General features: G+C 63.7%; 24 protein-coding genes. 18 read left to right on the forward strand and 6 right to left on the reverse strand.

All coding sequences use genetic code 11. The features are described 5' to 3' along the window. Positions 1 to 87: 87 nt before the first annotated feature. Both FVE66_RS00195 and pilB read right to left on the reverse strand, forming a co-directional pair. The gene (locus FVE66_RS00195) at positions 88 to 1,308 is read right to left on the reverse strand and encodes a type II secretion system F family protein (protein ID WP_151445382.1); all 1,221 of its coding nucleotides are present in this window, start codon (positions 1,306 to 1,308) and stop codon (positions 88 to 90) included. An 11-nt stretch (positions 1,309 to 1,319) separates the two neighbouring features. Beyond that, on the reverse strand, positions 1,320 to 3,053 hold the full coding sequence (gene pilB, locus FVE66_RS00200; RefSeq protein ID WP_151445383.1) for a type IV-A pilus assembly ATPase PilB: 1,734 nt from the start codon (positions 3,051 to 3,053) through the stop codon (positions 1,320 to 1,322). Between the two features lie 328 nt (positions 3,054 to 3,381). On the opposite strand from pilB, the gene FVE66_RS00205 reads away from it, so the two are divergent. Next, the gene (locus tag FVE66_RS00205) at positions 3,382 to 4,137 is read left to right on the forward strand and encodes a YoaK family protein (RefSeq protein ID WP_151445384.1); all 756 of its coding nucleotides are present in this window, start codon (positions 3,382 to 3,384) and stop codon (positions 4,135 to 4,137) included. A 47-nt stretch (positions 4,138 to 4,184) separates the two neighbouring features. Here FVE66_RS00205 and FVE66_RS00210 read toward each other — a convergent pair whose 3' ends face one another. Genes FVE66_RS00210 through FVE66_RS00225 form a run of 4 tightly spaced genes read right to left on the reverse strand, consistent with a single transcriptional unit; the run spans position 4,185 to position 7,968 of the window. After that, the gene (locus FVE66_RS00210) at positions 4,185 to 4,814 is read right to left on the reverse strand and encodes a 2-hydroxychromene-2-carboxylate isomerase (RefSeq protein WP_151445385.1); all 630 of its coding nucleotides are present in this window, start codon (positions 4,812 to 4,814) and stop codon (positions 4,185 to 4,187) included. A gap of 2 nt (positions 4,815 to 4,816) precedes the next feature. Continuing rightward, positions 4,817 to 5,653, reverse strand: a complete 837-nt coding sequence (locus tag FVE66_RS00215) for a glutathione S-transferase family protein (protein WP_151445386.1) — start codon at positions 5,651 to 5,653, stop codon at positions 4,817 to 4,819. Next, complete coding sequence (locus tag FVE66_RS00220; RefSeq protein WP_151445387.1) at positions 5,650 to 6,267, reverse strand: 2-hydroxychromene-2-carboxylate isomerase; 618 nt, start codon at positions 6,265 to 6,267, stop codon at positions 5,650 to 5,652. The genes FVE66_RS00215 and FVE66_RS00220 overlap by 4 nt, the downstream gene beginning before the upstream one ends. 60 nt (positions 6,268 to 6,327) lie before the next feature. After that, entirely contained in the window at positions 6,328 to 7,968 is a 1,641-nt protein-coding gene (locus tag FVE66_RS00225; protein ID WP_151445388.1) for an AMP-binding protein, read from the reverse strand. A 286-nt stretch (positions 7,969 to 8,254) separates the two neighbouring features. Between FVE66_RS00225 and FVE66_RS00230 the strand changes: the two genes are divergently transcribed. From FVE66_RS00230 to FVE66_RS00310, 17 genes are all read left to right on the forward strand, one after another. Continuing rightward, on the forward strand, positions 8,255 to 9,535 hold the full coding sequence (locus tag FVE66_RS00230) for an ABC transporter substrate-binding protein (RefSeq protein ID WP_151445389.1): 1,281 nt from the start codon (positions 8,255 to 8,257) through the stop codon (positions 9,533 to 9,535). 96 nt (positions 9,536 to 9,631) lie between these two features. Next, a complete protein-coding gene (locus FVE66_RS00235; protein ID WP_151445390.1) occupies positions 9,632 to 10,537 on the forward strand; it encodes a branched-chain amino acid ABC transporter permease in 906 nt (301 codons plus the stop codon). Next, positions 10,534 to 11,499, forward strand: coding sequence for a branched-chain amino acid ABC transporter permease (locus FVE66_RS00240; protein WP_151445391.1), 966 nt, complete (start codon positions 10,534 to 10,536; stop codon positions 11,497 to 11,499). The genes FVE66_RS00235 and FVE66_RS00240 overlap by 4 nt, the downstream gene beginning before the upstream one ends. 16 nt (positions 11,500 to 11,515) lie before the next feature. Next, the gene (locus FVE66_RS00245) at positions 11,516 to 12,295 is read left to right on the forward strand and encodes an SDR family NAD(P)-dependent oxidoreductase (RefSeq protein WP_151445392.1); all 780 of its coding nucleotides are present in this window, start codon (positions 11,516 to 11,518) and stop codon (positions 12,293 to 12,295) included. Between the two features lie 31 nt (positions 12,296 to 12,326). Next, positions 12,327 to 13,088 carry an ABC transporter ATP-binding protein gene (locus FVE66_RS00250; protein WP_151445393.1) on the forward strand — a complete coding sequence of 254 codons (762 nt, stop codon included), beginning with the start codon at positions 12,327 to 12,329 and terminating at the stop codon, positions 13,086 to 13,088. Continuing rightward, entirely contained in the window at positions 13,085 to 13,795 is a 711-nt protein-coding gene (locus tag FVE66_RS00255; RefSeq protein ID WP_151445394.1) for an ABC transporter ATP-binding protein, read from the forward strand. Before FVE66_RS00250 ends, FVE66_RS00255 begins: the two co-directional genes overlap by 4 nt. Before the next feature lie 44 nt (positions 13,796 to 13,839). After that, positions 13,840 to 14,832, forward strand: a complete 993-nt coding sequence (locus tag FVE66_RS00260; RefSeq protein WP_151445395.1) for a thiamine pyrophosphate-dependent dehydrogenase E1 component subunit alpha — start codon at positions 13,840 to 13,842, stop codon at positions 14,830 to 14,832. Positions 14,833 to 14,834: 2 nt separating this feature from the next. After that, on the forward strand, positions 14,835 to 15,806 hold the full coding sequence (locus FVE66_RS00265; RefSeq protein ID WP_151445396.1) for an alpha-ketoacid dehydrogenase subunit beta: 972 nt from the start codon (positions 14,835 to 14,837) through the stop codon (positions 15,804 to 15,806). Positions 15,807 to 15,834: 28 nt separating this feature from the next. Then, entirely contained in the window at positions 15,835 to 16,620 is a 786-nt protein-coding gene (locus FVE66_RS00270) for an enoyl-CoA hydratase/isomerase family protein (protein WP_151445397.1), read from the forward strand. Positions 16,621 to 16,631: 11 nt separating this feature from the next. Beyond that, entirely contained in the window at positions 16,632 to 17,897 is a 1,266-nt protein-coding gene (locus FVE66_RS00275; RefSeq protein WP_151445398.1) for a dihydrolipoamide acetyltransferase family protein, read from the forward strand. A 59-nt stretch (positions 17,898 to 17,956) separates the two neighbouring features. Next, positions 17,957 to 19,129 carry an acyl-CoA dehydrogenase family protein gene (locus FVE66_RS00280; protein ID WP_151445399.1) on the forward strand — a complete coding sequence of 391 codons (1,173 nt, stop codon included), beginning with the start codon at positions 17,957 to 17,959 and terminating at the stop codon, positions 19,127 to 19,129. Between the two features lie 28 nt (positions 19,130 to 19,157). After that, positions 19,158 to 20,693, forward strand: a complete 1,536-nt coding sequence (locus FVE66_RS00285; RefSeq protein WP_151445400.1) for an AMP-binding protein — start codon at positions 19,158 to 19,160, stop codon at positions 20,691 to 20,693. 76 nt (positions 20,694 to 20,769) lie between these two features. Further along, complete coding sequence (locus FVE66_RS00290) at positions 20,770 to 22,113, forward strand: MmgE/PrpD family protein (protein ID WP_151445401.1); 1,344 nt, start codon at positions 20,770 to 20,772, stop codon at positions 22,111 to 22,113. Between the two features lie 15 nt (positions 22,114 to 22,128). Next, entirely contained in the window at positions 22,129 to 23,532 is a 1,404-nt protein-coding gene (gene lpdA / locus FVE66_RS00295; protein ID WP_151445402.1) for a dihydrolipoyl dehydrogenase, read from the forward strand. A gap of 11 nt (positions 23,533 to 23,543) precedes the next feature. Then, positions 23,544 to 24,242 (forward strand): TetR/AcrR family transcriptional regulator, encoded by a 699-nt coding sequence (locus tag FVE66_RS00300; protein WP_151445403.1) that lies wholly within the window; start codon positions 23,544 to 23,546, stop codon positions 24,240 to 24,242. 93 nt (positions 24,243 to 24,335) lie between these two features. Beyond that, positions 24,336 to 25,118, forward strand: a complete 783-nt coding sequence (locus FVE66_RS00305) for an SDR family NAD(P)-dependent oxidoreductase (protein ID WP_151445404.1) — start codon at positions 24,336 to 24,338, stop codon at positions 25,116 to 25,118. Next, on the forward strand, positions 25,115 to 25,867 hold the full coding sequence (locus FVE66_RS00310) for an SDR family NAD(P)-dependent oxidoreductase (protein ID WP_151445405.1): 753 nt from the start codon (positions 25,115 to 25,117) through the stop codon (positions 25,865 to 25,867). Before FVE66_RS00305 ends, FVE66_RS00310 begins: the two co-directional genes overlap by 4 nt.

The following is a 25,867-nucleotide window of genomic DNA, read 5'->3' on the forward strand; positions in this document are numbered from 1 at the left end:
CTCGATTTCCTTCGGAAATCGAGTCTGACCCCATTTCCATGGCCCCATTTACCCATTTGCCTCGGCAGCGGTGCTGCCGGGGATCGCTTACACCACCGATCCCAGCTTGAAGATAGGCAGGTACATCGCCACCACCAGGCCGCCGATCAGCACGCCCAGGATCACCATGATGATCGGTTCCATCAGGCTCGACAGTGATTCGACCGCATCGTCCACTTCATTCTCGTAGAAGTCCGCGACCTTGCCGAGCATCGAGTCGAGCGCGCCGGATTCCTCGCCGATCGATACCATCTGGATGACCATGTTGGGGAACACGCCGGTGGCTTGCATCGACGCGGTCAGGCTGGTGCCGGTTGCCACATCGGTCTGGATCTTCTTGGTGGCGTCGACGTACACGGCATTGCCGGAGGCGCCACCGACCGAATCGAGCGACTCCACCAGTGGCACGCCGGCGGCGAACATGGTTGCCAGCGTGCGGGTCCAGCGCGCGATCGTTGCCTTGCGGATGACTGCGCCAAAAATCGGCAGTCTCAGCAGGATCCTGTCCATCGCGCGTTGCACCGGGATCGAGCGCCGCCAGGCCTGGAAGAACAGGTAGAACGTCGCAAACATGGTGCCGAAGATGATGTACCAGTACTTGACCGTGAAATCCGACAGGGTCATGACGAACAGCGTCGGCGCTGGCAGGTCTGCGCCAAAGCTCTCGAACACTTTCTTGAACGCCGGCACCACCCAGATCATGATGACCGCGGTGACGATGACGGCAACGCCCATGATGGAAACCGGGTAGAACAGGGCGGACTTGATCTTGCCCTTGATCGCCTGTGTTTTTTCCTTGTACACGGCAAGGCGGTCGAGCAAGTCTTCCAGGATGCCGGCTTGTTCGCCGGCGGAAACCAGGTTGCAGAACAACGGGTCGAAGTAGAGCGGGTATTTGCGGAAGGCCTGGTTCAGGCTGGTACCGGTCTCGACGTCGGCACGGATGTCCTGGATCAGCTTGGAGACCGATGCGTTTGAATTTCCCTTGGAAACGATGTCGAACGACTGCAGCAGCGGCACGCCCGCCTTCATCATCGTGGCGAGTTGCCGTGTGAACAGCGTGATGTCCTTGTCGCTGACCTTCTTCCCGCTGCGCAGGCTTTTCTTCTTGACCTTGGTAACCAGGATGCCCTGGCGGCGCAGCGTGGCGCTGACCACGGACGAGCCGCTGGCGCGCAACTCGCCGCGGACCACCTTGCCGGCCTTGTCCTTGCCCTCCCAGGCAAACATCTGTTCAGCCGACTGGCCGGCGCGGGCTGCAGTAGCCATCCGTCATCTCCCTATTCGTTGGTGCAACCGAGGACTTCTTCCAGGCTGGTCATGCCTTGCCTGACTTTCACCAGGCCTGCCTCGCGCAGCGTCTTGACGCCGTCTTTTCTTGCCTGAGCTTCTATTTCCAGCGCCGTTCCCTGGGCCAGGATGATGCTCTCGATCGCTTCGGAGATCGGCATGATCTGGTAGATGCCGACCCGCCCCTTGTAGCCGCTGCCGCTGCAGCGTTCGCAACCGACCGCCTTGTATGGCGTCCAGCTGCCGTCGAGTTCATCGTCGCGGAAGCCGGCGGCCAGCAGGGCTTCGTCCGGTATGGTTGTGGGCTGCTTGCAGTGGCACAGGCGGCGCGCCAACCGCTGGGCGGTGATCATGATGACCGCCGAGGCGATGTTGAATGGCGCCACGCCCATGTTCATCATCCGCGTGATCGTTGCCGGTGCATCGTTGGTGTGCAGGGTCGAGAACACCATGTGGCCGGTCTGCGCAGCCTTGATGGCGATATCGGCTGTTTCCAGGTCGCGGATCTCGCCAACCATGATGATGTCCGGATCCTGGCGCAGGAACGATTTCAGCGCGACCGGGAACGACAGGCCGGCGCGGTCGTTGATGTTGACCTGGTTGACGCCGGGCAGGTTGATCTCGGCCGGATCTTCCGCGGTCGAGATGTTGATGCCCGGTTTGTTCAGGATGTTCAGGCAGGTGTACAGCGACACGGTCTTGCCGGAGCCGGTCGGGCCGGTCACCAGCACCATGCCGTAGGGCCGCTGGATCGCCTCCATCAGCAATTCTTTCTGGTCCGGATCGTAGCCGAGCGCGTCGATCCCCATCTGCGCCTGCGTGGCGTCCAGGATACGCATCACGATCTTTTCGCCGAACAGCGTAGGCAGTGTGCTGACGCGGAAATCGATGGCCTTGGTCTTGGACACTGCCAGCTTCATGCGTCCGTCCTGCGGCACCCGCTTTTCGGAAATGTCGAGCTTGGAAATCACCTTGATGCGGGAGGCGAGCTTTTCCTTGATCGCCAGCGGCGGCTGGGCGATTTCCCTCAGTATGCCGTCGACCCGGAAACGGATCCGGTAAAACTTTTCGAAGGGTTCGAAATGCAGGTCGGACGCGCCCATGTTGATCGCATCGATCAGGATTTTTTGCAGGAAGCGGACCACCGGCGCATCGTCGATGTCGGTGCTGGCCGCGCCATCCGCGGCTGCCTGTGCGAGCTCGTCGCTGCCGAGATCGATGTTTTCGAAATCGTCGCCAATCAGTTCGTTCAGGTTCTGCTCGGCGCTTTGCGACAGTCGCTCGATCAGTTGCATCAGAGCCGTATGCTCGATGATGACCGGCTCGACGCTCAGTTCGGTCTGGAACTTGATCTGCTCGATTGCGTGGGTGTTGGTCGGGTCGGAGATGCCGACCGACAGCTTGTTGCCGCGTTTGGCCAGCGCGATCGCGCGCTGGCTCTGCATCAGCTTGGGGTCGATCACCTTGTCCGGCAGGGATTGCAGGTTGAACGCCGTGAAGTCGAGCAAGGGATAGCCAAAGGTCTCGGAACAGAACACCGCCAGCGTGCGCGCCTCGATCACGCCGGCTTGCAGCGCGACGTCGATGAAGGGCGATTTCTCAGCGGCGGCCTTCCTGGAGAGCGTGTCGGCATCTTGCATGCTGATGCGGCCTGCCTGCAGCAAGGCGCGGGCAAGCGGCGGCATCGGGGTGGCTGAAGCGGAAGGTTGGTGCACGGCCGCCATATAGGTGCTCGGAATGAGGGTCAGGGGACCTTGGAAGACCCGATTGATGATGCCCGGCAGCATTTCTTTTGTAAAGGCATTGTATTTTTATGTTAATTCTTTTCAGGTAATTTGTACGTCCCGCGCGACAGTTGTGTCTGCTCGACATGCATGACTGCTGCTGCGGGCGAGGTTTTGGTTCGAAAATCGACCATTTGATCTGGTAAAGCGCCGACGGCGGTGTTCCGCATTTATGATGATGCTTTTGGTCAGCATGCCGGTCTTGCGAATTGCAGGAGCGGCAGCATCTGGTTCAGGTATCCGGATCTTCAGTCAGCACAGAGACACAATGCCTATCGACTATGCGCGCAAGCTCACCGGGCGCCACCGCACGCCCGGCGCCAACCGTCATCTGGGAATCGCTCTCGCGTTTGTTGCGGGAGCGATCAATGCCGGCGGCTTCCTTGCGGTGCATCAGTACACCTCACATATGTCGGGCATTGTTTCGTCCATGGCGGACAACCTCGCCCTTGGGGAATATGGACTGGTCCTGAGCGCCGGCGGCGCATTGCTTTCATTCTTGCTGGGCGCGGCGACGTCCTCGATCCTGGTCAACTACGCGCGGCGGCATCGCCTGCGCTCCGAGTTCGCGCTTCCCTTGCTTTTCGAGGCGGTGTTGTTGCTCGCATTTGGCATCCTGGGGGTACGGCTTTCCGCAGTCGACGTGGTCGTCGTGCTGCCCGTCACCGTCATGTTGCTGACCTTCCTGATGGGTTTGCAGAATGCCGTCATCACCAAGATTTCAAAGGCCGAGATCCGTACTACCCACATCACGGGCATCGTGACCGATATCGGGATCGAACTGGGCAAGCTGGTGTACTGGAACCGGGCTGAAAGGCGTTCGCCAGTATTCGCGAGCCGGGAACGGCTAGCCGTCCTGTGCGCCCTTGCATTTGCCTTTTTCCTGGGGGGCTATGTCGGGGCAGTGGGTTTCCAGGCCATTGGTTACCTGGCGACCGTGCCGCTTGCGTTCCTGCTGGTGACGCTGGCTGGCGTCCCGGTGCTGGACGATTTTGCAATATTCCTGGCCAGGGCGCGGCGCTAGCACCCTGGCTTGTCGCTTTTCAGTTCCTGCTTTTTAGCTCCTGCTTGTTAGCGCCTGCCCAACTCGTCCTCGATGAACTCCATCCGGTCCTTGCCCCAGAACAGTTCGTCGCCAACAAACATCGCCGGCACGCCAAACACACCCCTGGCCAGTCCGCCGTCCGTGCTGCGGGCGAGCTGCTCCCTGATCTCGGCGCTTTCGCATTCAGCTTCAAAGGCATCCGGATCCACGCCCAGCCCCGCCGCCACCGTCCGCAGTCCCGCGTAATCCGCGACCGAGTGGTCGTCACGTTCCCAGTAAGCTGACATGATGGCGTCCACATAGGCCAGCTCCAGGCCATGGCGGCGCATCACCAGCGAACCGCGCAGCGCCCGGCTGGTCTTGATCGGAAAGCGGGTCGGGAAGCGGAACGGCAGCTGGTATTTTTCAGCCCAGCGCGCGAGGTCGCGCTTGCGGTTGGCGATCTTGGCCGGCGGCTCCTCCATCAATACATAATTGTGCAAGCGGAACACGTGGCCGAGGTTGAACGGATGCAGCACCAGTCCGGCATCGTGCCGTGCCAGCACCGGCCGGATCAGCTTCAGCGCGAAATAGGCATTGGTGCTGCCGAGGTCCCAGTACATCTCGACCTCCTTCCTGACTTTCTTGCTGCTGCTACTGAGATTGTCTTGTGCCATGTTCAAGCCTGCGTCGATGCTGCGCCGGCGGCGCTGCGTTTTTCCGGCATCGGCCGCGCTGCCAGCGGTATGCCAAGGTCGAACGAACTGCGCTCGCGCCCGGCCGGCACCGCGCCGTTTCCATAGCCCAGCGCATAGTCGGCATACAGCTTGATGTAGTCCTCGTCCGGCAGGCTGGTGGCACGTACCACGGGATGGTCTCGCAGGGCGCTGCGCCAGCGTTGAACCCGTTCCAGTTCCGGCCGGGCCGGCAGGCGGAAATCCCAGAAGTACTCGGCCAGCACGAAGCGCTGGAAGAAGGGCGCGAAGCTGACCTCGGCCATCGAAAATCCGGGCCACAGGAAGTCGCGCTCCGGGGCGATGCGGCGCAGGAAGTTGTCCACCCAGGCCCAGTCGTCCAGCACCGCTTTTTCCACACGCGGCCGGCGTCCTGCATCCTGCTCCATCAGCAAGCGGTACTGGTTCGGCACGAAACGATTGTTGCAAAAATCGATCAGCAGCCGGGTCTGCGCCTTTTCCCAATGATCGGCCGGGAACAGCGGCGGCTGCGGAAACTCTTCCTCCAGATATTCATTGATGATGCTTGACTCGTTCAGGGCGCGGCCGCGATGCAGCAGCACCGGCACCTTGCCCAGCGGGTTCAGGGTCAGCAGCTCGGGCGGCCGCGGCTGCGATATGTCGATTTGCGTGGCCTGGTAGGCGACGCCCTTGTGCCGCAGCACGATCTCGGTGCGCTGGGCGAACGGGCATACGGCCATGCTGTACAGCACTGGCTTGTCGGCTGCATTTTCGGCTTCTTTGTCGACTGCTGCTGCTACTCCTGCTACTGCGGCGCTCATGCTTGCTTCTCCTGCGCCGCACGGCGCTCGATGAGCCTTTCGATCAGCATGCCGATGCGGTCGCCACCCCAGAACAATTCGCCGTCGAGCACGAACATCGGCACGCCGAACACGCCCATCGCCTCGGCTTCGTCGATCACGCGCTCATGCTCGCTGCGGCCCGGCCCTTCGGCCCAGGCTTCATAGGCCGCAGGATCGCCGCCTATGTCGGCAATCAGCGCCTTCATCGCCGCCAGCGAATCGATGTCCAGCTCGCGCTTCCAGAAGCGCTCGAACACGGTGTCGTTGTAGATGCGAAACAGGCCGTTCTGCTTGGCGAACAGCAAGCCGGCATTGGCGTAGTAGCCGTTATAGACCCGCTCCGGGCCCTTCAGCACCAGGCCCTGGGCGTTGGCCAGGCGACGCGCATCCATGTAGCTGTAGCGCACCCGCCGCCACTGATGGGCGTTGCGGGTATCCAATGTGCCGAGATAGTCCTGTATCCGCAGCGTGTATGGATACCAGTCCAGCTCCAGCTGGTACTCCTCGGCCAGCGCATAGGTGCGATCCTTGGCGACGAAGGCATACGGGCTCTTGTAGTCGGTGTAGACGCGTACCGGGGTTTTCTTTTGCATACGTTCTCTTGTCGGTGGTGTCGGTTGGTATAGGTCGGAACAGGTTCGTATCAATTGGTGTCAGCTGGCGGGACGCCTGGCGCGCAGGCCGAGTTGATGCAAGTCCAGCGTATCGGGGGTGACTCCCTGCTCACGCAGCACATGCTTCTGCACTTTCGCGGTCGGCGTCTTGGGCAGGGCGGGCACTACCCGCAGGTAGCGTGGCAGCATGAAGTGGGGCAGTCGCGCTTGCAGGTGGGCGAACAGCGCGGCCGGGTCGACCTGCTTGCCATCGGTAGTTGCCACCACCAGCATCACCTCGTCTTCGCTGAATTCGGACGGCGCCGGGATCGCGGCAACTTCGCGTATTGCGGGGAAGGCCAGCACCTCGGCCTCGACTTCGTGCGAGGAAATGTTCTCGCCGCGGCGACGGATGCAATCCTTGATACGGTCCTTGAACAGATAGTCGCCGTCTGCATCGACCGTGAAACAGTCCCCGGTATGAAACCAGCCGTTGCGCCAGGCGCGGGCAGTGGCGGCATCGTCGCGGTTATAGCCATGGTTCATGGCCCAGGGCTGGTCGGTCCGGATCACCAGTTCGCCAACTTCGCCGGGCGGCACCTCGATATCGTTCTCGTCGACCAGCCGCAATTGCACACCGGGACGCGGACGGCCGCACACATGCGGCTTGGTCGGGTTCGGTCCGCAGATCAGCGGCGTGCTGATCTCGGTCATGTTGAACAAGGTGTGGACTTCGACCCCGAATCGTTCAGCGAATTCGGGGCCGATCGCTCCCAGCGGCACGATGAACACCATGCGCAGCGGATGAGTGCGGTCATCCGGCCGTGGCGCTTGCTTGAGCAGGAAGCTGGCCATCACGCCGAGCAGGAATACGGATGTCACCTGCAGCCGCCGGACCGAATCCCAGAAGCGCTCGGTGGAAAAGTTGGCGGTGACGCCGATCGAGCCGCCACGGCATAGTGCAGCCGAGGCGATGAAGGCGCCGCCGATATGGAAGATCGGCAGGTGGAGCAGCTGGCGATCCTGTTGCTGCACGCAGGGCCAGCCGACCGGACCGACCGCGGTGTAGCTGTGGCGATAGGACGCCAGCACGCCCTTTGAGGTGCCGGTGGTGCCCGAGGTGTAGATGATGAACTGGGTGTCCCAAGGCGCCAGCAGCGGGTCGGGCAGCGCCGTCGGCGCCGGCGTGGTCAGCACGCTGGCCGGATATATTGCCCGGCTCGCCGACGGTGCCGCTGTTGGTGTCACTGCATGTGCCGCCGCTTGTGCCTGCACATCGGTCCCGTTCACCACGATAGTCGCCAGTGCCGGGCCGGCGGCTTCTTCCAGCCGCGGCAGCAGTTCCGGCTCAACCACTGCCAGCCGGGCGCCGGCATTGTCGACCACATGCCGCAACAGGCTGCCCAGGTAGGCGGTATTGACGGGCACCGCGATGGCGCCGAGGTAGTGCAGTGCGAACATCACCCGCAAGGCAAAACCGCCGTTGCCAAGCATCAGCAGCACTGTGTCGCCGCGCCCTACGCCGAGCGCGGCCAAGCCATTGGCGGTGCTGCGTACCTTGTCCAGCGTGCTGCGGAAAGTCCAGTCGGCTTCATCCTCGAACGCCGCGTACACGGCGTCCGGCCGCTCCCGCGCATGGCGTTCCAGTGCATAGCGCAGCACGCATTGTTCGTGGGGCGGAGCGGAACTGCTGGCTTGCATGAATATCCTCGTCTTCGCTGTCGGGCACTGTCGGGCACTGTCGGGCACTGTCGGGCACTGTCGGGCACTGTCGGGCACTGTCGGGCACTGTCGGGCACTGTCGGGCACTGTCGGGCACTGTCGGGTATCAAGGCGCCAGACCTTTTGGAAGCCGGACGCAAGCTGTTGACAGGACTTGGGGACTTGCCTATATTCTCATCGTGATTCATGAATCACGAATCCCCGTTCACAATCAGGCCGGTCGATTGTAATTCCGTTCGGTCACTCAAAACAAGAGGTGGAGACAATGACAAAAGAGAGCAATTTTTCCGCACCGGCATCGCTGCCGCGCCGTCGGGCATTGCAGGGCGGCGCTGCGCTGGCGGCAGGTTCGGTGCTGGGATTCCCGGCGCTCGCGAACGCCCAGACCAGTCAGAAAATTCGCATCGGCATGCCGACCATCATGACCGGGCGTGTGGCCCAGCTCGGCATTTCGTCGCGCAACGCGGCGCAGATGGAAATCGACCGGATCAATGCCGCCGGCGGTTTCAATGGTCGCCAGCTGGAACTGGTCGCGCGCGATTCCAAGGGCCGGCCGGAAGAGTCGTCGCGCCTGACGCGCGACCTGATCAACAGCGACAAGTGCGATTTCATCCTGGATGCCGAAGCGTCCAACGGTGCATTTGCGGTGCATGAAGTGGTGCGCGACGCCGGCATCCTGTGCCTGCATACCAACTCCGAAACATCGTCGCTGACTGCCGACCCCAAGCTCAAGATCCCGAACGCTTTCCGTGCCTGCCGCCAAGGTGCCCACGACGGCATCGTCGCCGGCCAGTACGCGGCATTGGTGGCCAAGGAGCGCAAGTACACGCGCTGGATGACCATCGGCCCGGACTATGCCTATGGCCGCGACACCACCCAGCAGTTCGTGCGCTACCTCAAGCATTTTGCGCCGCAGACACAGATCGTTGCCGACGCCTGGCCCAAGCTGTTCCAGCCGGACTACACCGAATTCATCACCAAGATCCTGAACCAGAAGCCGCAGGCGCTGTTTACCTGTCTGTGGGGCGGCGACCTGGTGGCCTTCATCGACCAGGGCAACCTGTACGGCCTGTTCAAGGACATCGACCTGTTCTCGATCGCGCTGGCGGATTTCACGACCATCAACCAAGTCAAGACCATGCCGCCGAGCGTGCACTCCGGCACCCGCTACCTGTCTGCCTTCCCGGGCACGAAAGAAAACGCGAAGTGGTCCGCCGACTATACCGAGAAGTTCCGCGATTTCCCGACCAACTGGTCGTGGCAGAATGCCGTTGCCGTGCAAATGCTGCACGAGGCAATGAAAAAGACCAACTCCACCGACGGCAAGAAGATGGCCGATGCGCTGCGCGGCATGCAGGTCAAGTCGCCGTTCGGCACCAAAGGTGCGGTCACCATGCGTGCCGGTGACCATACGCTGGTCGACTATGCGACCGGATGGGGCCGCATCAGCAAGAAGCTGCCCTTCATCGAGAAGGCCTGGACCGCCGACTGGTCCCAGATCACCGATCTCGAAAACAAGTGGAAGAAAGAGATGGGCTGGGCCTGATCCTGGCTGGCGCCGGCCGCTGACGGCCGGCGCTTTTTTTCCCCATCAGGGCCGCAGGCTTGCGGCCCTTCCTGACGAAATTCACGGAGAATTCGAGTGGATCTGGATGCGCTCGCCCAATGCATGGGCTCGGCTTCGTGCCTGCTGACGCAAGGTTTCAACGCGATGATCATCGGCATGCTGCTGTTTCTGGTGGCATCCGGCCTGACGCTGATTTTCGGCGTCCTGAAGGTGGTCAACTTCACCCACGGCGCGCTCTACATGATCGGCGCCTACATTTCCTTTGCCATCTATCGCGCTACTGACAGCTATGCGCTGGCGGTGGTCGGCGGCGCGGCCGGGGTCGCCCTGTTCGGCGTGCTGCTGGAGCGGGTATTTTTCAGCCGCCTGTACAAGTCCAATTTCCTGATGCAGCTGTTGATGTGCTACGGCTGGATCCTGGTGCTGGACGACCTGATGTTGCTGGTGTTCGGCTCCGAATTCCAGTCCATGGGCATGCCTGCAGCGTTCGCGCGGCCGCCGATGATGGTGCTGGGCGCGCCCATTCCGCTGTTCTATATTTTCCTGATCTCGATCTCCTTCGTGATAGCGCTGGTGGTATGGCTGTTGATCGTGAAGACCTCGTTCGGCAGCAAGGTGCGGGCCGCGGCAGTCAATACCGAAATGACGGCGGCGCTCGGCATCAACACCACCTTGCTGTACGTCGCGGTGTTTGCGCTGGGCGCGGGGCTGGCCGGCCTGGCCGGTGCGCTGGCGGCGCCGGTACGCTCGCTGGTGCCAGGCATGGGATTCTCGATCCTGATCGAATCCTTCATCGTCACCGTGATCGGCGGCATGGGTTCGATCGGCGGTGCGCTGGTGGCAGCCGTGCTGATCGGACTGTGCCGCTCGTTCGGCAGCGTCGGCCTGCCATTTTTCACCGAGATACTGGTATTCCTGATCATGGCGCTGGTGCTGATACTGCGCCCCAATGGCCTGTTCGGCAAGGCGGAGCACGCATGAAAAACTTTTCTACCCGTACCGTCTGGACGCTTGTCGCGATCGCACTCGTGGTGCTGGCGGCGCTGCCGCTGGTAATTCCATCGAGGCTGGTGCTGGACCTTATCATCCATATCGCAATCCTGGGCCTGTTCTCGACTTCGCTGAACCTGCTGATCGGCTACACCGGGCTGGTGTCCTTCGGTCATGCAATGTTCTACGCCTCGGGAGCCTACGGCTTCGGCCTGCTGATGCAGACCGGCCAGTACTCGGTGCCGACAGCGATGGGCATTGCCATCGTCGGCACAGCCGCGATTTCGCTGGTGGTGGGACTGGTGTGCACCAAGACGCGCGAAATCTATTTTGCGTTCCTGACGCTGGCCATCCAGATGATGTTCTACAGCACCATCATCAGCTGGCAGCAGCTCACCGGCGGCGACCAGGGGCTGATGGGCGGCTTCAAGAAGCCGGTCTTCCTCGGCATCGACCTGACCAATCCCGACCACAGCTACTGGTTCATCGTCGGCGTCACCCTGGTGTCGCTGCTGATCCTCTGGCATATCACCAAGTCGCCGTTCGGTTATGCGCTGCGCATGGTCCGCGACAACGCCGCGCGGGTTGAATTCCTCGGCATGGACGTGCGTGGATATCGGTTGGCGGCATTCGTGATCGCGGCCTCCATGGCTGCCGTGGCCGGATCGCTGATGGCACTGTACGTGTCCGGCGCCTACCCGAATTTCGGTTACTGGACCATGTCCGGCGAAGCGATGTTCGTGATCATGCTCGGCGGCCTGAACACTTTCCTCGGTCCGATGGTGGGCGCGACCATCATGTCCTTGCTCAACCATTTCGTCACCGCCCATACCAAGTACTACGGCCTGGTGCTGGGCATCATCATCCTGTTCTACGTAATGGCACTGCGCAAGGGCTTGCTCGACCTGGTGCTGGAGCGCCTGCGCGATCGCGGACAGCGCGCGCCACATTAAAACAAAGGAGACAAACATGGCACAACAGCAACGTATCGTGGTGGTTACCGGCGGCGCTTCGGGTATCGGGGCGGCCTGCGCCGAAGTACTGGCGCAGGATGGCTGGAAAGTGGTGGTGGCCGACATCAACCTGGCGCAGGCGCAGCAAGTTGCGCAGCGCATTGGTGGGGTGGCCTGGGAGATCGACGTCGCCAGCGACGCCAGCGTGGCGCAGGCAGCGGCCGGCATCGAGTCCGAAGTAGGGCCTGTGTATGGCCTGGTCAACAGCGCCGGCATCATCCAGCAGCCGCTGCCGCCGCATGAACTGGGCATGGATGCATTCGACCGCGTGCAGCAGATCGATTTCCGCGGCACCTATGTCGCATGCCGCGAGTTTGCCCGCGCCATGCTGGCGCGCAAGGCCGGCAGCATCGTCAATATTTCTTCCGTGGCCGGGTCGCGCTCGATGCGGCTGCATTCATATTCGCCGGCCAAGGCGGCCGTGATCAACATGACGCAATGCCTGGCGGCGGAGTGGGGCGCCAACTGGGTGCGGGTGAATGCGGTTGCTCCCGGCTACACGCTGACGCCAGCGCTGGAGGGCGCGATCGCCCGCGGCGAGCGTCAGGTCGACGGCGCGCTGGCCAACTCGCCGCTGCCAAGGCTGGTGCAACCGACCGAGATTGCCAACGGCGTTGCCTTCCTGCTGTCGGACCGCGCCAGCGCAATCACCGGCATCAACGTGCCGATCGACTGCGGCTGGCTGTCCGGAACTACCTGGGACATGTACGGCGGACTGCCGCACACGAACCAATGAACCACGCCAACCAGAAACAGCGGAGCGCGCGATGCTGAAAATGATCAACGTCACCAAGGCCTTCGGCGGCGTGGTGGCCACCAACGATTTCTCGGCCGATTTCGAGCCAGGCAGCCTGTCGGCCATCATCGGCCCCAACGGCGCCGGCAAGACCACCTTGTTCAACCTGATCACCGGCAAGCTGAAGCCCGACTCAGGCAGCATCATGTTCAACGGCGAGGAAATCGCCGGGCTGTCGCCGCGCGCTATCGTCAAGCGCGGAATCGGCCGTGCCTTCCAGGTCGCCAGCATTTTCCCGACCTTCACCGTGGCCCAGGCGCTGGAAGGCGCGGTGCTGGCCCATCGCAGCAAGATGTCCGACCTGCTACGGCCATTCTCCCAGCCGTCGTCGCGCCAGCGGGCCGAAGAGTTGATGGAGATGCTGGGCATGACTTCCCGTGCCGGCACCTTGTCCAGCCACTTGTCGCATGGCGACCAGAAGCTGCTCGATATCGGCCTGGCGCTGGCGCTGGAGCCGCGCCTGCTACTGCTGGACGAGCCGACTGCCGGCATGGGGCCGGAGGAACGCCTGCAAATGATAGAGCGGGTGCACTTCCTGTGGCAGCGCGAAAAAATCACCATCATTTTCATCGAGCATGACATGGACATCGTTTTTGCGCGGGCGCAGATGATTCGCGTCCTCTATTACGGCGCGCTGCTGGCCGAGGGAACGCCGGACCAGATCCGCACGAACCAGAAAGTGATCGATGCTTATCTCGGACATGGCTTCGCCGATGACGAGGTGACGGCATGAGCGAACAAGTGCTTTCGGTTGCCGGGCTGACCGCTTTTTATGGCACCAGCCAGGTGCTGTTCGGGGTCGACTTCGAGGTCAAGCCCGGGCAATGCATGGCGTTGCTGGGCCGCAACGGCGCCGGCAAGTCAACCACGATGAAGGCGATTGCCGGGGTCATTCCCAGCGGCGCCGGTTCGGTGAAGCTGGAAGGACGCGAAATCCGCGGCGAGAAATCGTACAAGATCGCGCGCGCCGGCCTCGCCTTCGTGCCGGAAGACCGGCAAGTGTTCCCCGAGCACACGGTGGAAGACAACCTGCTGCTGGCAGCCAAGTCAGGTGGCCAGGGCAACGACTGGACGCTGGCGCGCATCTACGAAGCGTTTCCGCTGCTGGCGCCGCTCAAGACCCGTCTCGGGCGCCAGCTGTCGGGTGGCGAACAACAGATGCTGGTGATTGGCCGCGCGCTGATGGGCAACCCGCGCCTGTTGCTGCTGGATGAGCCGAGCGAGGGCCTGGCCCCGGTGATCGTGCAACAGATCGCGGCCCGCATCAAGGAGCTGCGCAGGAGCGGCACCACCATTCTGCTGGCCGAACAGAACATGCATTTCTGCCTGCATATCGCCACCCATGTTGCCGTGATCGACCGCGGCCGGATCGTCTACACCGATACCACCGACGGCTTGCGCGCCAACGAAGATATCAAGACGCGATACCTGTCCGTATAGCGGGCAAACAGCAACCAGGAAATGGCAAACAGCCCCCGAATCATATGACCAATCCCACCAGCAATGCGCCGCAGCTGCTTGACCTGTACCGGGTCATGCAGCGCATCCGCAGTGTCGAAAATTCGCTGATCAAGCTGTTCGCTGATGGCGAAGTTCCCGGCTTCATCCATCTGTCGATCGGCCAGGAGGCGTGCGCGGCCGGCGTCATCACCGCGCTCGAACCCCAGGATACGTTCGCCACTACCCATCGCGGCCATGGCCATGTGGTGGCGCGCGGCATCGGCCTGGAGGAGTTTTTCAAGGAGCTGATGGGACGCGCCGGCGGCATGTGTGGCGGCCGTGGTGGCTCGATGCACGTGTCCGACATGCAGCTCGGCGTATTGGGGGCGAATGGCATCGTCGGCGCCGGCATCCCGATTGCATTGGGCAGCGCGCTGGCCCACCAGTTGCGCAAGACCGGTGGCGTGGCGCTGGCATTTTTCGGCGACGGCGCGATGGCCGAGGGCGTGCTGCACGAAAGCATGAACCTGGCCTCGCTGTGGAAACTGCCCCTGGTTTTCGTCTGTGAAAACAACTCCTGGTCCGAGTTCTCGCCAACCGAGCGCCAGTTCGTGGCCGAGGTCGGCAAGCTGGCTTCGGCTTTCGGACTCGGCTTCGAACAAGCCGATGGCAATGACGTGCTGGCCGTGGCTGATGCCGCGCGCCGCTCGCTGGCGGCAGCACGCAGCGGCACCCCGCAGGTGCTGGAATTCCTGACCACCCGGGTGCGTGGACATTTCGAAGGCGACCCGCAGAAATACCGGCCAGAGCACGAGGCTGCAGCGATGGCAGCACGCGATCCGCTGCTGTTGGCGGCCAACAAGTTGCGCGCAGCAGGCACCGAACCAGCTGTACTGGAACAAATTGCCGCCGACTGCGAACAGCAGGTCTGGCAGGCGATCGAGGCCTCCCGCGCGGACACCGCGCCGACTTTCGCCGATGCGATGGCCGACGTCTACACCAAGCAGCACGCGGCTGTGTCCGTGGGAGGAAACTGATCATGGCCGAAATGCGTTACATGCAGGCAGTGACTCAGGCGCTCAGGGACAGCATGACGGCTGACCAGACCGTGGTCGTGATGGGCGAGGACGTGGCTGCCGCTGGTGGCTCGTTCAAGGCCACGCGCGGATTGCTGGGCGAGTTCGGCCCGCAACGGGTGCTGGATACGCCGATCTCCGAATCCACCATCGCCAACGCGGCCGTCGGCGCCGCCATGTGCGGCCTGAAGCCGGTGGTGGAAATCATGTTCATGGATTTCATCACGCTGGCGATGGATGCGCTGGTCAACCAGGCCGCCAAGGCGCGCTTCATGTTCGGCGGCCGCAGCAATGTGCCGATGGTATTGCGCACGCCCCATGGCGGCGGCCTGAATGCCGGCCCGCAGCACTCGCAATGCCTGGAAGCCTGGTTTGCCCATGTGCCGGGACTGAAGGTGGTGTGCCCGGCGACGCCGCAAGACGCCTATTCGCTGTTGCGGGCAGCCATCGACGATCCGGATCCGGTGGTGTTCATCGAGAACAAGGCACTGTACGGCAGCAAGGGCGAAGTCGACACCACGCTGGCCGGGGAGATTGGCCGAGCCCGCATCGCCCGCAGCGGCCGCGACCTGAGCATCGTCACTTACGGCGCCACCCTGTATGCGGCGCTGGCTGCGGCCGACACGCTGGCGCGCGAAGGGATCGAGTGCGAAGTGATCGACCTGCGTTCGCTGCAGCCGTGGGACGAGGCAGCCGTGTTCGCATCGGTGGCGCGCACCCACCGGGTGGTGGTGGCGCACGAGGCGGTGCGCAGCTTCGGTTGCGGCGCGGAAATCGCGGCCCGGATCGCCGAGGACGCGTTCGACGAACTGGATGCGCCGGTGGTGCGGGTAGGGGCGCCATTCATGCCCTCGCCCTATGCACCTTCGCTGGAAAAAGCTTACATCGTGGATGCCGCGGCGATTATCGCTGCCGCGCGCAAGACACTGGCCTGAACCTGAACCTTAATCCGGGACAACAAGCATGAGCACTGAAAACATACTGACCGAAGTGCGGGGACGGGTCGGGATCCTGACCATCAATCGCCCCAAGCAATTGAACGCGCTCGATACCGCCACGCTGGAGCAGATGGAAGCTGCCCTGACCCGCTTCGAAAAAGACAGCGCGGTGCATGTAATCGTGATCACCGGCGCCGGCGAGCGCGCCTTCGTCGCCGGCGGCGACATTGCCGACCTGCTGAGCCGGCAGGGTCTGGCGCACTACAACGAATTCGCCGAAGTGATTCACCGCGTGTTCCGCCGCTTCGAGGTGTGCGACAAGCCGACCATCGCCGCCATCAATGGCTGGGCGCTCGGCGGCGGCACTGAGCTGCTGCTGACGCTGGATGTCCGGCTGGTGGCCGAGGAGGCAAAGCTGGGCTTGCCGGAAATCACGCTGGGCCTGTTTCCGGGCGCCGGCGGCTCGCAACGCCTGATTCGCCAGATACCCCTGTGCCGAGCCAAGGAATTGCTTTTCACCGGCGACCAGATCACGGCGCAGGAAGCGGTCGCGCTGGGACTGTGCAACCGCGCCGTGCCGCGCGAGCGCCTGATGGAGGAAGCAATGGCGCTGGCCGAGCGCATTGCAGACAAGTCGAGCATGGTCCTCAAGCTGCTCAAGCGTGCCGTGTCGCAGGGTAGCGAGATGCACCTGCAGGCAGCGCTGCAACATGAACAAGCTGTGATCGGGCTGGTGCTGGACACGAAGGATGCGCATGAAGGCTGTTCCGCCTTCCTTGAAAAGCGCAAACCAAATTTCACCGGCAGCTAGGAAGGCGCGGCATGCTGCAGAAAATACTGATGCCCAAGCTTGGGCTGACCATGACTGAAGGCCAGATCACCGAATGGATGGTGGCCCCGGGTGCGGCGTTCAAGCCGGAGCAGGGCCTGTTCGTGGTCGAGACCGACAAGGTGGCGACCGAGATCCCGGCAGAGGGAGCCGGTGTCTTGCGCGAGGTTGTCGTGCCGGCCGGCACTACGGTTGCGGTCGGCCAAGTGGTCGGCTACTGGGATGATGGCGTGGCGGGCGGTGCCGGCGATGCGCTTGCAGCGCCTGCTGCGGCAACGGTGGCCGGGCGTGCGCCGGAGGCACCTGCTTCTGCTCCTGCCTTTGCTCCGGCTGCCGGCCAGGCGGCCGGTGCAGCCGCGACTCACGGCGAGCGTGTCATTGCCACGCCGCTGGCGCGACGCATTGCCGTGCGCGACGGCGTCGACCTGCAGCAGATTCAGGGCAGCGGCCCGCGCGGCCGTATCAAGGCTGCCGATGTCGAGGCAGCGGCAAGCAGGCGCGTCGTGGCGGCGCCCGTCGCCAGCGTCGCTGCTGCCGTTCCAGCAGCGGCCGGCGCGACCGCGATCGATCTCGGCACGCGCAGCCAGCCAGACGCCCACACCGCTGCCATGGCGCGCCGGCTGACGGCGCTCAAGCAGGAGGTGCCGCATTTCTACCTGGCGGTCGAAGCCAATGCGGGCGCGCTGCTGGCGCTGCGGCGCGAACTGAACGCGGCGGCAGCGCCGCTGCGCTTCACGCTCAACCACATGATCGTGGCTGCCGTCGGTCGTGCGCTGGCCGACCTTCCGCAGTTGAACCGGGTCTGGGCCAATGGCGAAATCGTCACCTACAGCAGCACTGATGTCGGGGTTGCCGTGCATAGCGAGCGCGGCCTGCTGGTGCCGGTGGTGCGCGATGCCGGCCGGGTGTCGATGACCGAGTCGGCGCGGCGTACGCAAGCGGCAGTTGACAGTGCGCGGGCGGGAACGCTGAAGCCGGACGACATGCGCGGCGGCGCGGTGACCGTATCCAACGCCGGCATGCATCAGGTCAAGTTCATGACGCCAATCATCAACCCTGGACAGGCCATGATCATCGGGGTGGGCAGCATCAGCCAGGTGTTCCGGCCGGATGCTCATGGACAGCCGGTGCTGCAAGAGGAAATCGGCCTGGTGCTGGCCGGCGACCACCGGCTGATGGATGGCGTGGCAGGACTGGAATTCCTGAACCGGGTGGTCGGCTACATCGAAACACCGCTACGGCTGCTGGTCGGCCGGTAGGCGTCGTTTGCAAAACGAATTGCACAGCGAATACTGAATTACGAATTACGGAGATAGCAATGGACTTTGCCCTGAATGATGTGCAGCAGATGATGCTGGATACCGCGCGCCGGGTCGGCAGCGAGTTCGGCCTGGATTACTGGCGCAAGCTGGATGCCGAAAAGCGCTTTCCGGCCGAGTTGTGGCAGGCGATCTGCGATGCCGGCTTGTGCGGCGTGGCGCTGCCGGAAGAGCATGGCGGCAGCGGACTGGGCATGCTGGAAATGGCGCTGGTGATCGAGGCCCTGTCCGAGAGCGGCGGCGGTTCCACGCTAGGCCAGATGTTCATGTGCAACCCGATCTTCGGCGGCGTTTCAATCTCCAAGTACGGCACCGAGGAGCAAAAGCGCGACTGGCTGCCCAAGCTGGTGTCCGGCGAGTGGGGCTTCTGCATGGCGCTGACCGAGCCCGACGCCGGCTCCAACACGCTGGAGATGAAAACCTTCGCCAGCGCCGACGGCGATGGCTGGCGCGTGAATGGCCAGAAGATATGGATCACCGCGGTGCCGGAATCGAAGAAAATGCTGGTCGTCGCGCGTACTACCAAGCTGGAGGATGCCGGCGGCCGCACCAAGGGCATCAGCCTGTTCATGATCGACACCGACCGGGCCGGCCTGGCGCATACCCCGATCGACAAGCTGGGCACCAACACGATGAGCTCCAGCCAGGTGTTCTTCGACAATGTCCGCGTCGAGCCCAATGAACTGATCGGCACGCTGGATGGCGGTTTCCGCGAATTGCTGGACGTGCTCAACACCGAACGCATCGTCACCACTGCCGGGCTGGTTGGCGCCGGCCGGCTGGCGATCCGTCTTGGCGTCGACTATGCGAACCAGCGCAAGGTATTCGGCAAGGTGCCGGTCAGCAGCTACCAGGGCGTGCAGTTCCCGCTGGCGCAGGCGCATGCGGAGATCGAGTGCGCAGCACTGATGAACTACCGCGCAGCCAGCAATTTCGACAACGGCCTGCCCTTCGGCAGCGACGCCAACCGCGCCAAGCTGATTGCGGCACAGGCAGCTGCCAGCGCCACCGAGCGCTCGATGCAGGTGATGGGCGGCATGGGATATTCGAAGGAAATGCATGTCGAACGACTGTGGCGCGACGCCCGCCTGTTCCGCTTTGCGCCGGTGGCGGAAGAGATGGTGCTGAACTACATCGCGATGCACGATCTCGGCATGCCGCGCTCTTACTGAGCACGGGCCGATTGCAGGAGAAGCAAGCATGGTCAACCTGAGTTCACACATCCTGTTCCACGCCACCCGCTCGCCCGAGCGGCTGGCGCTGGTGTACGAAGACCAGCGGGTCAGCTACGCCGAGCTGGCCGAGCGCGTACTGCGCATGGCCGGTTATCTGCAAGCGCGCGGCGTGCAGCGCCAGCAGGTGGTGGCGGCAGTAATGAAAAACAGCGCCGCCTTCATGGAGTTGTCGATCGCGGTCAGCCATATCGGCGCCGTGTTCCTGCCGGTGAACTTCCGGCTGGCGCGCGACGAGATCGGCTACATCCTCGACAATGCCGACACTGCGCTGTTGTTTGCCGATGAAGAATTTGCCGCCGCGCTCGATGGCCTCAAGCCCATGGTGACGGTGGATGCCGGCGCGCAAAAGAGCAGCCGGGCAATTACCGGCGACGCAAGCAAGCCGCCGGCTGCGCCCTGTGGCAAGGATGACCTGTTTCGCCTGATGTACACCTCGGGCACGACCGACCATCCGAAAGGGGTGATGCATTCCTATGACAATTTCTACTGGAAATGCTGGGACCACATCGCCGACCTGCCGATCACCGCGAACGACGCGCTGCTGGTAGTCGGGCCGCTTTACCATGTCGGCGCCTATGATTGCGGCGGCGTGGCGGTGTTCCTGGTCGGCGGGTCAATGACGATCCTGCGCGACTTCGATCCCGAGCTGGTGCTGGCGGCGATCGAGCGCGACCGGCTTACTTGCGCCTGGATGGCACCGGTGATGACCGGGCGCATCCTCGCCTGCGAGAGCCGCAGCCGCTACGATCTGTCGAGCTTCCGCTGGTGCATCGCCGGCGGCGAGAAGACGCCCGGGCACCGGGTGCGCGCCTTCCATGAATTGTTCCCCAACGGCCGCTATATCGACGCCTACGGCCTGACCGAGACTTGCGGCGGCGACGCGTTCATGGAGCCTGGCCGCGAACTGGACAAGCTGGGTTCGGTCGGCCGCAAGGTCGCCCATGTCGAGCTGCGCATCTGCGATGAGCAGGGCGACGAGGTGGCGGCCGGCGTCGATGGTGAAATTTGCCTGCGCGGTCCCAAGGTCACGCGCGGTTACTGGCGCGATGAAGCGAAGACGGCAAAAAGCTTTTTCGGCGACTGGTTCCGCACCGGCGACGTCGGCCATGTGGATGCCGACGGCTTTCTGTTCCTGACTGATCGCATCAAGGACATGATCATCAGCGGCGGCGAGAACATTGCGTCGTCGGAAGTGGAGCGTGTGATCTTCGCCATGCCGCAGGTGGAAGACGTGGCGGTGGTGGGCTGTCCCGACCAGCGCTGGGGCGAGCGGCCGGTGGCGGCGGTGCAGCTGGCGCCGGGGCAGACGCTGGACCTGCCGACCCTGACTGCGTACTGCCGCAGCCACCTGGCTGGATTCAAGGTTCCCAAGGAGCTGGTGATCCTCGACGCGCTGCCGCGCAATCCGAGCGGCAAGGTATTGAAGCGGGTGCTGCGCGAACAACTCGCGCAACGGGACGACACACCAGACGAAAAACAGGACGCATCCGATCCCGGCTGAATGTAGCCGAACTTGACCGGGTTTGGCCGAATTTTGGCCGAGCTCGGCCGCGGCCCCAACGCAACAGGAGACAAGCATGGAACTGGCACGCGCGATCGCGCATTTCACCGCAAACCTGCAAACAGCAACGCTGCCGCCGGACGTGCTGGAAAAGGCGCGCACCTGCCTGCTCAACAGCTATGGCATCGCGCTCGGCTGTCATACGACGCCGTATGCGCCGGTGGCGCGCCGCGCGGCGCTTGCCATGGATGGCGAGCAGCAAGGCGGGGCGACCATGCTGGGCGATGGCCGCAAGACTTCGGTGGCCGGTGCCGCGCTGGCCAATGCCGCGTTGTTTCATGGCCGGGCGCAGGAAGACACCTGCGGGGCCGCCCATTTCGGCGCCATCATGGTGCCGCTTCTCACCGCGATGCTGGAGCGTCATGCATTGCCGGTCGAACGCCTGGTGCCGGCGCTGGTGGCCGGCTATGAGGCCGGCGGCCTGTTCGAGTCCGCCTACTCGCCGCGCACCACGCCGGCCGGCCTGCGCGCATCGGCGCTGTATGGACCGCTGGCCGCCGCTGCTGCAGCAGCGCGCCTGATGGGGCTGGATGAAGAACGCACCGCCGCCGCGTTGTCCAATGCCGCCTCCTTTACCGGCGGCATCCTGCAATCCTTCGACGATGGCACCGATGAATGGCGCTACCAGGTCGGCATGGCGGGTGTGACCGGTTACAATGCCGCGCAACTGGCGGCGGCCGGCTCGGTGTCGGCGCCGCATGCGTTCGAGGGACGCACCGGCTTCGTCAAGGCCTATGCCCGTGTCGAATGCGAGGCCGATGCGCTGGCGGCGCGTCTTGGCCGCGAGTGGTCGACCCATCGCGTCACGTTCAAACCTTATCCGGTGTGCGCGTTCAACCAGACGCCGGTGACGGCTGCGCTGCAGTTGCGCGAGAAGCTGGCTGGCGCTCCGCTGCGCCATGTGCGGGTGCGCATGAATCCCTACGAGACCGGCTATGCGGGCATGGATTCGGCCGGGCCGTTCAACAGCCTGTCGGGCACGCTGATGAGCATCCCTTTCTGCATCGCCAACACGCTGCAGAAGGGCATACCCGACATCGCCAGCATGACCACCTACGACGATGCAGCGGTCAATGCGCTGATCGGCCGCATCGAACTGGTGCCGGATGAATCGGTGCCGCGCCTGTGTTGCGTGATCGAAGCACAGCTGGAAGATGGCCGCAGCCTGGTCCAGGACCAGCACATGACGGTCGCCGACTATGCTTACGACCGCGCCACGGTGTCGGCGCTGGTGCGCCGGGTCGGCGCCGAGAGCGGTGTGCCGGCTGCCGTGTACGACAAGCTGGAACGATTCGTCGAGAATGCGGGCCCGATCGGCGACCTGCTCGACTGTTTTGCGGCGCTGCCGCCGGCCCGGTAATTCTTGCGACAATTAATGAATCCTGCTTCTTTTGACCTGATAGTAATTGGCGGCGGCCCTGGCGGATATGTGGCCGCGATCCGGGCCGCGCAACTGGGCATGAAAGCCGCTGTGGTCGAGCGCGAGCATCCTGGCGGCATCTGTTCCAACTGGGGCTGCATTCCGACCAAGGCCTTGCTGCATGCGGCCGACGTGTATCGGGAAATCCAGCATGCCGGCACGCTGGGCCTGCAAGTGCAGATGCAGGGCGCCGGTTTTGATTTTGGCCAGGTGGTCGCGCGTTCGCGCGAAGTGGCGCAAAAGATGAACACCGGCGTGCGTCACTTGCTGAAGAAAAACAAGGTCACATTGCTGGAAGGCGAGGGCAAGCTGGCCGGCAGCGGCCAGGTCGAGGTGCTCATGCAAGACGGCCTGCGCCAACAGTTGCGTGCGCCGCATGTGATTATCGCCACCGGCGCCCGGGCCCGCGAACTGCCGGGCCTGGCGGTCGATGGCGAGCGCATCTGGTCCTATCGCCAGGCCTTGCAGCCGCCGGTATTTCCGAAGCAACTGGTGGTACTGGGCGGCGGCGCGATAGGCATGGAGTTTGCAAGCTTCTACGCCACGCTGGGCAGCAAGGTCACCGTGGTGGAGCAGCAGGCGCGCGTGCTGCCGCAGGAAGATGCAGAAATTTCCGCGGCAGTGCAGAAGGCGTTCGAGAAGCAGGGCATCAGCGTGCGCACCGGCACCACGGTCAATGCGGCCGTGCGGCACGGCGACGGACTGATGCTGACCCTGTCCGCCGGCGGCACGACCAGCACGCTGGAGGCCAGCCACCTGCTGGTTTCGGCCGGCGTGGTCGGCAACGTGGAAGGCTTGGGGCTGGAGAAGACGCGGGTGCGCACCGAACGCGGGCATATCGTGATTGACTCGGCATGCCGCACTGGCGAACCGGGCGTGTATGCGATCGGCGACGTCGCCGGCCCGCCGTGGCTGGCGCACAAGGCCAGCCACGAAGGCGTGTTGTGCGTGGAAGCCATCGCCGGCTTGCCCGTGCATGCGCTCGACCCGCTTCGGATCCCGGCCTGCACTTACTGTCATCCACAGGTGGCCAGCGTCGGCTTGACCGAAGAGCAGGCGCGGGCGACAGGGCGGCAGCTCAAGGTCGGCCGCTTTCCGTTCGTGGGCAACGGCCGCGCGACTGCGCTGGGTGCGGTCGACGGCATGATCAAGACGGTGTTCGATGCGCAAACCGGCGAACTGCTCGGCAGCCACATGGTCGGCGCCGGCGTCACCGAACTGATACACGGGATGGGACTGGCGGCGACGCTGGAAGCGACCGAGGCGGAATTGATGGAAACCATCTATCCCCATCCGACCTTGTCGGAAGCAGTGCATGAATCGGTGCTGGCCGCTTTCGGGCGCGCATTGCATATTTGAGAGAGGCAGGAATGAGCGCAAAGAGCGGTGGCAAGGACGAACGCGAGCAAGGCAGCAAGCGCGCTCGACCGTCCAAGCGCCTGGAAAAGTCCGAGGCGATCCGCGAGGCGTTGCTGAAGGCAGCCGGCGAAGTGGTCGGTGAGGTTGGCTATGCGAATGCATCGATCGCGCTGATCACCCAGCGGGCGGGTGTAGGCCAGGGTACGTTCTACAACTATTTCAGTTCGCGCCAGGAAATCCTGGATGCGCTGCTGCCGGCGCTTGGCCGCAGCATGCTGACCTACATCAAGAAGAGCGCGCTCGGCGGCCATAGCTTCGGCGAGCTGGAAGACCGCAGCTTCCGCGGCTTCTTTGCCTTCCTGCACGAGACCCCGCATTTCTTCCGGATCCTGAACGAGGCCGATGTATTCGCGCCCGAAGGACACGCCCGCCATTTCGATGCTGTGTCCAGCCAATACGTGCGCTTCCTGCGTGAATCTCTCGAGAACGGCGAGTTCCCTGAATTTCGCCCGGACGAGCTGGAGACGATCGTCTTCATCCTGATGGCGGCGCGCAGCTACCTGGCCATGCGCTATGCGATCAACGAGGATGGCAGCACCCGGCCCTTGCCGGAAGGCGTGGCCGAAACCTACATGAAGTTCGTGCGCTACGGGCTGGAGGGTGTGCCGCCGGCTGTCAAGACCAAGGCCAAGGCAAAAGCAAAAGGCTGAATCGGGCCGGGTCGTGGCGAGAAGAGTAGCGAAAAGCACAGCCAGAATCGCGGCAAAGATCGCGAACGATGCAGACAACAGGAGGAGGTTTCCATGGATTTCAGCGGCAAGCTGGCGCTGATCACAGGCGGCGCAAGCGGGATCGGCGCTGCCTGCGCCGAATTGATTTCATCGCATGGCGGGCGGGTCGTGATCGCCGACCGCAATCATGCGGCAGCCAACGAACTGGCCACGCGGCTCGGCCAGCAGGCGCTGGCGCTCGATATCGCTGACGAGCAAGCGGTGCGCGCCGGCTGCGAGGCGATGTGCGCCGCGCAGGGAGCACCCGCGATCCTCATCAATTGCGCCGGCGTGTTGCAAAATCCGGTTCCACCGGACCAGCTGACGATGAAGGAATGGGACCTGGTCACCAATATCGACCTGCGCGGCACCTATCTGTGCTGCGCCCAGTTCGGCAGTGCAATGGCGCGCGCCGGCGGCGGCGCCATCGTCAATATCGCCTCGGTGGCCGGCATGCGCTCGCAGCCCTTGCATGCGTATGGCCCGGCCAAGGCGGCGGTGATCAGCCTGACGCAATGCCTGGCGGCAGAATGGGGGCCACGCGGGGTGCGGGTGAATGCCGTTTCGCCCGGCTTCACGCTGACGCCGGCGCTGGAAAAAGGCATGGGCCGGCAAGTGCTGGACCAGGACACGCTGGTCGCGGCCAGTGCGATGGGACGGTTGGTGAATGCTGGCGAAGTGGCAGCGGCGGTGGCTTTCCTGGCCAGCGACCTCGCCTCCGGCATCACTGGCGTCAATCTTCCGGTCGATGCCGGCTACCTGGTCGCTACGCCTTGGGCCAGCTATGGCGGCCTGCGCCAGAAGGATCCTTCATGACGACCATGGGCGCATTGCATGGCATGAACATGCGCGGCCAGCGGGTGGCCCTGGTTGGCTGCGGCGGCATTGGTGAACCGACGGCGGCGATCTGCGCCGAACTCGGCGCGGAGCTGGTGCTGGCCGACCGCGAAGCGCCGCAGGCGCTGGCGCAGCGCCTGCAACGGGACTACGGTCACAGTGCCAGCGCCTTTGCGCTGGACGTCAGCGACAGTGCGGCGATCGCGGCTTTCCTGCAGCAGGCTGGCGCGCTGGACGCGCTGGTCGTCACGGCCGGCGTGCTGTCCGAGGAGCGTGCAATGGAGCCCGGCACGCCCGAATGGGACAGCAATTTCGACTTCGTTTATCACATCAACGTGCGCGGCCCGATGCTGCTCGCGCAGTTGGCGCTGCGCCAGATGAGCGCTCGCGGCGGCGGCCGCATCGTATTGGTCGGCTCGATGGCAGGCCGCTTCGGCGGGCTGCTGTCCGGCGCGCAGTATGCGACGTCCAAGGGGGCGCTGCATACGCTGGTGCGCTGGCTGGCGGGGCGCGGTGCGCCCGTCGGCGTATCCATCAACGGCGTCGCGCCCGGCGCCACGGATACCGACATGATTGCCGGCGAGAGCATCGACCTGCGGCGCATCCCGGCCGGCCGCCTGGGGCAGCCGATCGAGGTCGCGCGCGTGGCCGCTTTTCTTGCCAGTCCGGCCGCCAGCTACGTGCATGGGGCCGTTATCGACGTCAATGGCGGCGTTGCATACAGTTAG

It is taken from the genome of Lacisediminimonas profundi (genome assembly GCF_008831265.1).
Classification (GTDB): Bacteria; Pseudomonadota; Gammaproteobacteria; order Burkholderiales; family Burkholderiaceae_D; genus Lacisediminimonas; species Lacisediminimonas profundi.